The following is a 778-nucleotide window of genomic DNA, read 5'->3' on the forward strand; positions in this document are numbered from 1 at the left end:
TGGCCGACGAGGCCGTGCACGCCGTGACGGAGGCGGCGCGGGGCTACTCCACGCTGGAGTACGACACGGACGCGATGGCCCGCGGAAGCCGCCACGACCACGTGGAGGGCCTGCTCTGCGCGCTCACCGGCGCCGAGGCCGCCATCGCCGTGAACAACAACGCGGCAGCCGTGGTCATGGTGCTGGCCGAGTTTGCCCAGGGGCGCGAGGCCGTGGTGTCGCGCGGCGAGCTCGTGGAGATAGGCGGGTCGTTCCGCATCCCCGACATCATGGCGTTCTCGCGCGCCCGCATGGTAGAGGTGGGCGCCACGAACAAGACGCACGCGGCCGACTACGAGCGGGCCCTCACGCCCGAAACGGCCATGCTGCTGAAGGTGCACCCTTCCAACTACCGCATCGTCGGCTTCTCGGAGCAGGTGGGCATGCGCGAGCTGCGCGCGCTGGCCGACGCGGAGAACGAGCGCCGGCGCGCCGCGGGCGCGGAGGGCGACGTGCTGGTGTACGAGGACCAGGGATCGGGCGCGTTCATCAACCTGGCCTGCTTCGGCGCGCATGCCGAACCCACCGTGGCCGAGTCGCTGCGCGGGGGATGCGACCTGGTGTCGTTCTCCGGCGACAAGCTGCTCGGCGGGCCGCAGGCGGGCATTGTGGTGGGGTCGAGGCAGCTTATCGGCCGCCTGAAGAAGAACCCGCTCGCGCGCGCGATGCGCCTGGACAAGATGACGCTGGCCGCGCTCGAGGCCACGCTGCGCCTGTACCTGGACCCCGAGCGGGCGCT

The 778-nt window shown here is 71.6% G+C and carries 1 protein-coding gene; it reads left to right on the forward strand.

Annotated elements, in window-relative coordinates:
• On the forward strand, positions 1-778 hold a 778-nt coding region (selA, locus tag GPA_RS13315), incomplete at both ends, for an L-seryl-tRNA(Sec) selenium transferase (protein WP_041240568.1).

It is taken from the genome of Gordonibacter pamelaeae 7-10-1-b (assembly GCF_000210055.1).
Taxonomy (GTDB): domain Bacteria; phylum Actinomycetota; class Coriobacteriia; order Coriobacteriales; family Eggerthellaceae; genus Gordonibacter; species Gordonibacter pamelaeae.